The organism is Methanolobus sp. (genome assembly GCF_030682845.1).
Taxonomy (GTDB): domain Archaea; phylum Halobacteriota; class Methanosarcinia; order Methanosarcinales; family Methanosarcinaceae; genus Methanolobus.
The window spans coordinates 1-8,096 of sequence record NZ_JAUXNK010000065.1 but is presented as its reverse complement, the minus strand read 5'-3'; the positions used below and the strand labels follow the sequence as shown (position 1 = coordinate 8,096).

Sequence of the window (8,096 nt, the reverse complement as noted above, 5' to 3'; positions counted from 1 at the left end):
TACCTCTATTTACTTAACAATACCAAAAAAACAAGCAGATACATAAGGCTGACTGCCGGCCTGAAACCCGCATTCTCACAACGGGATTATAAGCCCTTACATTGAATCAAATGACAGAGCTTCTAAACATATTGTCACAAGTGATTTAAAGCAATAATGGTATAAAACAGGAGCCGAAGAAGCGTCAAGAAACGTGTGCATGAGTGATCAATTACCCAGTGATTCCATCAGCGCATAGAAGTACTGCGCTTCATGCGTTACATACAACTGATACCAGGCTTCAAGTGTCTCATCTGAGAATACTTTAAGCTCTCTGAACACCTCACGGGCAAAATCAATGGGAGCAACACCCGAAGCGGTTATGAGCTTACCGTCTGTGACCGCAGTTTCCGGTCTATAGAATGCCTTCCCTGCATAAGCTGGAATGACTGCCCTCAGATATCCAAGGTCGATGCTGGTGTGAGGCCTGTTGTCCAGCAGTCCCGCCTTTGCCAGTCCCACAGTTGCGCCGCAAATAGCCGCCACAAAAACCCCTGCGTCCAGGAACTCCTTTACCTTTTCCATCACGGGCGCGTGGATATCCTCAAGCCATGTATCACCGCCCGAGAGAATCAGCACTCCCGCATCTGCAGCGTTGCACTCCTCTAAGCGGACATCCGGCAGTATACGCACACCACCCATGGTGACAACAGGCTCTTTCGTGAGGCCCACTGTCCTGACGATATACTTTTCAGCATCTTTCCTGAAGTAGCGACCGGAATGCAGTTCAGCTATCAGAAAACCAGGCTCCCAGTCGGCCATGGTGTCGAATACGTAGAGATAGGCGATCTTGGTCATGAGTGCATCCCCGAAGATTATAATGGAAGATAGGTGGACTGATTATTAAACTTTCCAGCAATGAAGAAAAGCATAAAAGATATAGGATAGAATCCTATCTAAAAAGGTGAAAACATGGTTAAAAGGAAAGATGAATGCTCAGTTCAAAAGAGAATGTTCAGGGATGTTCTGATAATTGTAATTGCCTTCGTTGCATTATTCCTCCTTGCAAGAGCAATGGGATTCATTTGATATCTCAATGAGTTAGCAGGCAAAGAATCAAACTGAATAAAATATCCATAATCTTGCAGGCTCCCAAGGCTGGAGCATGAGACCCGACTCTGATAAGGGTATTTTCAGGCCGGTCATCCTGTGGATTAGAAGATGGCAGGGATATACTGCCCTGATGGTGCTTTGTTCCATTGATTCAGAAAGTTGCCATCCAGCCTTCAACCATCAACAAAAGTATTATCAAAGGCAGTACATAGGCAAGATAGGGACGTATCCACCGTGGAAAACGTATTCCTTCCCCGGCATTTGCCTCTTCTGTGAATTTATCCCATCCCCAGCCAAACTTATACGCACAGAACAGTACCAAGGACAGAGCGCCTATTGGCAGCAGGGTGTTGGTGAAGATAAAATCCTCCAGATCAAGGATACCTGTTCCGGGTCCCAATGGCTCTATCCAGCTCAATGTTCCAAAACTGAGGGCACATGGCAGGGATAGCAGGAATATTCCTATGCCGTTGATGAGTGCAGCCTTCTTTCGGTCCCATCCCCATTCATCAATTGTGAATGCCATGATATTCTCAAAGATAGCTATCACTGTAGTCATTGCGGCGAAAGAGAGGAATAGAAAGAACAATGCACCCCACAGCTGGCCTCCCGCCATTTGATTGAATATGTTCGGCAATGTCACAAAAATAAGACCTGGACCTGATCCGGCATCAATACCAAAGGCAAAGGCAGCAGGTATTATCACAAGACCCGCCAGAAGCGCTACTGATGTGTCAATCGCAACTACATTGATCGATTCTCCTGCGAGGCTTTTCTCCCTTCCGATATAGCTTCCGAAAATAGCCATGCTGCCAATACCTATACTGAGAGTGAAGAATGCCTGCCCCATGGCAGCATTGACAGCTTCCCAGTCAAGCAGGGAAAAGTCCGGTCGCAGGTAGAAAATGATCCCTTCCATTGAACCAGGCAGTGTAACGGAGCGCACAACAAGTGCGATCAGTATAAAGAAGAGAACGACCATCAATGACTTGCTTATCCTCTCAACGCCCTTATGAAGCCCCCTGGAGCATACCCCAAATCCCAGTACGACGACCAATGCCATCCAGAATACGATCTCTGAACTGTTTCCCAGAAAGGCGCCAAAAGCTGCACCAATCCCTTCCGGTCCGAGTCCTGTGAACTTCCCGGTAAGTGTGTAGTACATGTAGGCGACACTCCATCCGGCAACCGTGGTATAGAACATCAATCCTACTACACTTCCAAGTATAGCCAGATATCCGAAGATATGCCATCTGCTTCCGGGCTTCTCAAGGTTCCTCATGGCACCTGCTATGTTTAACCTTCCGGCCCTGCCAATAGCATATTCCATTACAAGGAGCGGAATGCCAAGAAGTAGTAAAAATACGAGGTAAACGATAACAAAAGCTCCGCCACCATACATTCCTGCAATAAAAGGAAAACTTCAGACGTTACCAAGTCCTATGGCACATCCTGCTGACACCAGCAGAAAGCCAAGTCGTGTTGCAAGTTGCTCACGTTCGGGTCGAAGATCTTTTTCAGACAATTACATCTCTCATGTTACCTTTTGCCAACTGCACTTGAATAAGCGGTCCATATATGGCACCGTTTTGGCCATTTTAAACAAAGACGACAGAACGATTTTACATTCTGCTCCTGTTCTCCAATAAACATGTGTTTCAGGAAATGATCAAACGAGTTCCTTTCCAAGCCTGATCACTTCCCTTACAAGAGTATCAAAGTCACTATACAGACTGCGATGATTTGTAATTCCCACATGCAGGTAATTCCTGTCTCTGATGATGACTGTTGAGGTGACAGCTATTCCCAACTCCTGAAGCTCGATTTCTATCTGCTTGTTCAGATGGTCCAGGCCCGGGTCATCCAGCCCGGACCGTATGTACCGGAAGTTGACAATATTCAACGATACAGGCATCGCCAGCTCAAGTTCCGGGGCAGCTTCGACCAAACGGGCAAGATAGTGTGCCTGGTCGATATTCTGTTGTATGATTCGCCCATACTTGGCAGTGCCTTGCTCTTTTATTGTCATCCAGGCCTTGAGTGCATGGAAGCCGCGGGAGAGCTCAAAACCGTAGCCTGAGAGCCAATTCACGTCGACGCCTGTTAAGCCACGCTCTCCTTTGCCGTGGGCAAGGTAGGTAGGTGTCAGGGAGAACGCATTGCGGTGCTCTTCGGCGTTCCTAATCAGGATGCAGCCTATCGGATATTGAAGGTACATCCATTTATGCAGATCGAACGCCAGAGAATCCGCCCTTTCCATTCCCGCTACGAGATGCTTATATCTGGGAGCGATAGCCGCCCAGGCACCAAAGGCACCATCAACATGGAACCAGCATTTTTCCTCAGCGCATATGTCCGCAAGGGCATTGAGATCGTCTATGGCGGCTGTGTTAGTCGTCCCTGCACATCCGATAATGCACACTGGCAGACAGCCATTCTCACGGTCATCCGTGATAGCCTCCCTCAGTGCTGCCAGGTCGATTCGCATGGATCCGTCTACAGGAATCAGGCGCATTGCGTCTTTTCCAAAGCCAAGCAATTCAACGGCCTTCTGGATAGAGGAGTGGGTTTCTTCCGAACAGTAGATAGTCATCTGCTGCGGCGCATTTTGCATCCCCCTGCTACGTAAATCGAATCCTGCCATCATGTTCCTTGCAACAGCTAAGCCGATCAAGTTGGAGGCTGAACAGCCACTGGTTATAAGGCCACTTGCAGTTGGGGGATAACCAAGAAGTGTTTTGCACCATTCAATGACCTGCAGTTCAACATAGTTGTTGCTAAGGTAGGAGAAGGATCCACTGACAGCATCCATTGAGGAGGCGAGCATATCCGCAAACATGCCCATCACGGTGCCGGACCCGGCAATCCAGCCCCAGAACCTCGGATGGTTGTTACCCAGTTGATGAGGGCGTATGTACCGGAGGTACTCCTGATATACATCACGTGCAGGTTCAGGATCTGCAGGAGGCGGACCTTCAAAGTGGGCTTTTACATGCTGCGGTGCATGCTCCCATATCGGACGATCTCTTATTGTCTCTAGATAGTCCATTGCGTCATCAAGGATCCTATGACCAAGGATGCGCATAGATTTCCAGTCTTTCGGATCCAGATTTTCGTCATGATACTCTTCAGTCTCTTTGCTCACAATATAACCACCAATCAATATGGATAAAAAAATCAAAAGCCCTTAGTCTTGCCTGACCTTGCCAATTGCAAACAATGTAAGAACATGTTAAGATTATTTCTTTGAGAATATATGTTTTCCTGTGTGAACTGTCCTGAACAGAATTCCATAGAAAGTAATCCTCTGCCAGAGTAAGTGCTACATACCCGGATATCGGACGTTATCGCAGGAACGCCGTGCCCAATGATTTCGTGCTCAAGAGCATGGGCGGCGCGGGCAGTGCTACCTGTGCCGGAGAAGTAGGCGAGGCGTATTTTGGTGATGGGGAGGGGGTCATAATGGTGGATAGAGACTCAACTGGGCATATAATATCTTTTCATTAAGCAGAATCATTTTCCGGGATAATCTCTTTGAGCTTTTCAACTATCAGAATACAGGCTTCCTTATCCAGAACATCTTTCTGCTCCATAAAATATGCCGCCAGCTCCTTTAAGTATAGAACTCTTGTTTTTGGAGACCACACCTTTAATTCAACGTCTTTATGTGGAAACACAACTAATGTAGTGACCCATGTCTTCAATCCACTTTCCTCGAGGAACTTACTGAGTTCAAGAGAGTGTTTATTTCCCTGTTTGACCGGATTGTAGAACTCAAAACTTGAACCGTTCGGAAATACCTGTTTCCACTGCATCTTTTCGGCATTTCCATAAATAGTACCTTGGTAATTCTTTGTTTCAATGGTATAAACACCTTTAGAACCTACGACAATATGATCGATCTGTGAAGAACCTACTACCATATCATTGAATACATACCAGTCGTTTGGCATGTACTCGAGAAGATAAGTCACGTCTTCCTCACCTATAGCACCTGTCTTAAAAGCAAGACCGCTCTTTCCAATATAAATTCCGCTAATAAGCAGTCCAAGTCCTATTAATGCATTGTGTTTTAAAACTAGCAGTCCTGCTATTAGTAAAACTACAGCTAACAGGATTTTTTGATTACCTGTGGAGTCAAGACTTGTTTGTTGTTTTAATATTTTCGCCATGGGATCACAAAAGATGCGAGGATAACTTCAGAAGTAAAAAGTAATAATATGTAAATCAAACTTATCTTATAGTATCTTCAACTTAGTTGAAGATACATATTATCCTTTATATGCTTCTGAAAAAGTATATCTTGGCAAGAGGAATAACCATCTTTTGCATTTACTTTTAAGTCGTTCCTAAAAATAGCTACAGCTTTTTGTCTGAGAATTGCTCCCCCTTGATAAGCCAATGACAAATCTAGCATTATTAGGGGTCCCTGAGAACCATCTTCTTTATAATATTTCTTTAATCGGGTTCGACCTTTATCATGCAAACATCCTTGCAACAAAAGAGGAGTTATCATATCATATTGAGACCTATTTATTGTGAAATACACATTTGCAGGAACTGGTTTTTCTTTATCTTTATTTTCAGTTTCTATTTTTTTATTCCTTTGAGATATTCTTTTTATAATATATTCAATCACTGAAAAATTATCGTTGGTGAGTTTGTTTTGGGACAGTATTTGGTTTGAAGCAACTGTTTGGATAGCATCACCCACATCTTTTAAAGATATCTTTTGATTAATAGAATCGGAATCTGCTCTTTGGCACAAAGTAGAATAGCTTTGCTTAAGTATCTCAAAATACCGCCTAGGGATTCCGTTTGCTCCATAAGCTGCAAGGTAAAAAGCCTTATCATTCTCGAAAAGCTCTTCAATCGGAGAAATTACAGATTTGTCAAAAACTAGTTCTAATCGTTTCTTTGTGAGCTCATAGAAAAAAGCTTCATACTCATCTGACAATTCATCTAACTGTAAGTATTCAACACCGGCATCCTGCCCAGGTTCAAAACTTGGAGGATAGCTAGTTGCATAAGACGGATAAACTGAAGCAAAAAAATAAACATAGTTTGTTTGCATATCTTCAGTGCAGGTACCCCTTACTAGTTTCAATAGCCTAAATATCTCAACCTGTGCACCATGGGAAGCCTCTGAACATTCATCTAGTAAAAGAATAGTATATTTGCAGCCAAGTATGGATTTAAGTTCTTTGAAAAAAGAAATAATGAATCCTGCAGCATTTTCATATGCTAAATTTTTTCCTACAAATTGAACTGATTGTTCTTGGAGAAGAGACTTAAATTGTTCAAAGGACAATTGTACCGTGCTTTTTGCAACAGGAGAAGAAACAGAAGATGTACTTGTTATAGACGCTTTATTTGTATTTTCGGTAGCTTGCTTTTCAAGTATTCTTTCAGGGTTGTAAGTTAATTTACTCAACAAATCTTCGTTGATTTCCTTAATTCTGCTTAGAATTGAGTCTATATTATCATCACTTTTTACTCCAAACATATTTTTTATATTTTCAAGTGCTTTTTCAAACCCCTCTTTTCGAGATCCGATTTTACCCTTATTATTTTCAATAGTAGATATTGTTTCTGAGACAATGTTTGCATATAGTTGAATACGAAAAAGGCGAATATCACTATCTTGCCATTCAGTAAATTTAGCTAAAGATAAGTATACGGGCAGTATCTTTTTTTCGGGATAAGAGTTAATGCATTTAGATGCAATCATTTTTAAAACATGAGTCTTACCTGTTCCCCTTATACCTTCAACTAACATATTTTGACCAGGTCCAGAAATATAGGAATCAATATCAAAACCTGGATTAATATGAGTTACTGGAAAAAAACCACCTGCTTGAGCATCATGGTTAAAAAACTTTGAATCAATGGGAACTGCACTCATAATGTATATAATATTTTGCTAAGTATAAAATAATACCGATTTGTGCACATGAGTAAATAAATACATTACTAAAAAAGTAACTTTAAATGTTTCACTAAATTTCGTTATAAGAAAATGATATGCAATATCTAAAATCCTTACGTAATTTAAACTAAAATCTAGTGGTGACTAACACGCAATAATGCTTTCAAAAAATCTATTTCACAATAGTCCCTTCTACAACTCAAAGAGTTAATCACTTAAACTTTATCAGCAAGTAGTAACTATGGATGCCCTTGGGATTTTGAGAAAGCACGAGAACGCTATGATAGAGCTTTTTAGTGTAAGAAAAATGGGCATCTTCGGCTCTTTTGCAAAGGGTCAGGAACGCAAGAATAGTGACATTGACATTCTGGTTGAGTTCAGGGAAGGTCAAAAGACTTTTGGTAATTATATGGATTTGAAATTCTATCTTGAAGACTCTTTGAAAGAAAAGTGGACCTTGTTATTGAGACTGCCATAAAGCCGCGACTATGAGAGCCAATCCTAAAAGAGGCTTTTATGCTTAAAATCATTAGTTTTTGCATTCCTAATAGACTAACCTACTATCCACTCACTCAATATCAATATCAAACACCCTCAAAAGCGAGATCACTTCAGGAATCGAGAATTTCGTCTTTTTCATGAAATTGTTGTTTGGGTCGATGTCGTAGTTCTTTGCATTCCTGAAGGATGTGAAGCTCAGGTTCGTGTTCCTGAAGAGGCTGTTCTTAAGGTCGGAACCTTCAAAATTTGCATTTTTGAGCTTAGTGTTCACGAAGTCGCAATCATATACCTGGCAATTGGCAAAGTTCGTATTTTCCAGGTCCATATCTGAGAATACGGAATATGATATGAGGGAATCCTCAAATCCTATTGTGAGCAGGAAGTCGTTGCATTTTGAAAAGTTGAGGCCCATTATTTTGCAGTTTTTGAATCTGACATCCTGCAGTCTCGTATTGTCCAGATTCACGCTTGATAAATTGCAGTTCTCAAAATTGCAGTCAATGAACTTCGAGTTCCTGAACGATGCATCCGTAAGATCGAGTTCTTTAAAAGTCTCCTCTTCAAACTCTTCATC

General features: G+C 42.2%; 7 protein-coding genes. 1 reads left to right on the top strand and 6 read right to left on the bottom strand.

Annotation, left to right across the window (positions count from 1 at the left end; all coding sequences use genetic code 11):
* Window positions 1–207: 207 nt before the first annotated feature.
* The 5 genes from Q8J68_RS07690 to Q8J68_RS07670 form a co-directional block, all read right to left on the bottom strand.
* On the bottom strand, window positions 208–837 hold the full coding sequence (locus tag Q8J68_RS07690; protein ID WP_305310937.1) for a type 1 glutamine amidotransferase family protein: 630 nt from the start codon (window positions 835–837) through the stop codon (window positions 208–210).
* Window positions 838–1,243: 406 nt separating this feature from the next.
* Entirely contained in the window at window positions 1,244–2,503 is a 1,260-nt protein-coding gene (locus Q8J68_RS07685) for a sodium-dependent transporter (RefSeq protein ID WP_305310938.1), read from the bottom strand.
* 258 nt (window positions 2,504–2,761) lie between these two features.
* Entirely contained in the window at window positions 2,762–4,237 is a 1,476-nt protein-coding gene (locus tag Q8J68_RS07680; protein ID WP_305310936.1) for a pyridoxal-dependent decarboxylase, read from the bottom strand.
* Window positions 4,238–4,595: 358 nt separating this feature from the next.
* Complete coding sequence (locus Q8J68_RS07675; RefSeq protein WP_305310935.1) at window positions 4,596–5,264, bottom strand: nuclease-related domain-containing protein; 669 nt, start codon at window positions 5,262–5,264, stop codon at window positions 4,596–4,598.
* A 77-nt stretch (window positions 5,265–5,341) separates the two neighbouring features.
* On the bottom strand, window positions 5,342–6,997 hold the full coding sequence (locus Q8J68_RS07670) for a hypothetical protein (RefSeq protein ID WP_305310934.1): 1,656 nt from the start codon (window positions 6,995–6,997) through the stop codon (window positions 5,342–5,344).
* Between the two features lie 265 nt (window positions 6,998–7,262).
* Here Q8J68_RS07670 and Q8J68_RS07665 point away from each other — a divergent pair, with 265 nt between their 5' ends.
* Complete coding sequence (locus Q8J68_RS07665; protein WP_305310933.1) at window positions 7,263–7,499, top strand: nucleotidyltransferase family protein; 237 nt, start codon at window positions 7,263–7,265, stop codon at window positions 7,497–7,499.
* A 90-nt stretch (window positions 7,500–7,589) separates the two neighbouring features.
* Here the strand turns inward: Q8J68_RS07665 and Q8J68_RS07660 are convergent.
* The coding region (locus Q8J68_RS07660; protein ID WP_305310932.1) for a pentapeptide repeat-containing protein at window positions 7,590–8,096 on the bottom strand (507 nt) is incomplete at its 5' end.